Here is a 1,073-nt window from a genome sequence, read left to right on the forward strand (position 1 = left end):
CGGTTTGCAACGCATAAAACGCCGAGGGGGTCTGGCTTAACACACTGACCTGCTCGCCGACCAGCAAGGCATGCAGATCCTCCGGTGAACGCACCACCTCGTCGGGCACCACCACCAGCCGCCCACCCCGCAGCAACGCCCCGAAGATCTCCCACACCGAAAAGTCAAACGCCAAGGAATGACACTGCGACCACACCCCTCCGGGCTCGACATCGCCGTCCAAGGACTCCAGCAACCCGATGACATTGCGGTGAGGGATGGCCACCCCCTTGGGCACACCGGTGGTGCCCGAGGTGTAAATCAGATACGCGATATCCTCCGACGCCGGCGCCGGCAAAGCAGTGCACGGATAGGTGTCAATGCGGGGGTCGTCAATATCGATGACCACCAGCTCGTGCCCGCCCAGCCGATGAGCCAGCCCCGCAGTGGTGATCGCGGCTGCCGGCGCCGCATCGGCGAGCATGAACCCGATCCGGGCATCGGGATGCCCCGGATCGATCGGCACATAGGCCGCCCCCGTCTTGAGCACCGCCAAAATCGCCACGATGGCCTCGGCCGACCGCGACAACAACAGCGCCACCCGCTCCCCCGCGCCCACACCCTGGCCGGCCAACAGATGCGCCAACCGGTTCGCGACCTGCTCAACCTCGCGATAGGTCCACGAATGCCGCCCACAGCTGATCGCCACCGCCTGCGGGGTGCGCGCCACCTGCGCGTCAAACACCACCGGAATCGACAGCGGGACGCGCATCGGCGCGGACAACACCGCCCGATTCCCCCACCCATCCAGGCGGGCATGCTCGGCGGCATCCAACACATCCACCGCCGAGAGCCGCCGAGCCGGGTCGGCGCTCAGCGCCACCACCACCCGCTGCAACCGCTCGATCAACGCCTCGATACTGGCCGCATCGAACACATCGGTGCGAAACTCCACCTCCAGCTGGATCCCGGCGGGCTCACCAGACTCGCTCCAACGCTCCCCCAGCGAAAACGTCAAATCCATACGGGCAGTGCGGGTATCCACCGGCAGCGGGGAGACCTGCACATCGCCCAAACTCAGCGCACCAGAGGAT

Annotated in this window: 1 protein-coding gene; it reads right to left on the reverse strand. The window is 66.3% G+C overall.

Annotated features, from left to right (window positions below; translation table 11 throughout):
• Positions 1–1,073, reverse strand: a 1,073-nt coding sequence (locus AWC06_RS00005) for an AMP-binding protein (protein WP_139819824.1), incomplete at both ends; no start/stop codon positions are given.

Source organism: Mycobacterium fragae (genome assembly GCF_002102185.1).
GTDB lineage: Bacteria > Actinomycetota > Actinomycetes > Mycobacteriales > Mycobacteriaceae > Mycobacterium > Mycobacterium fragae.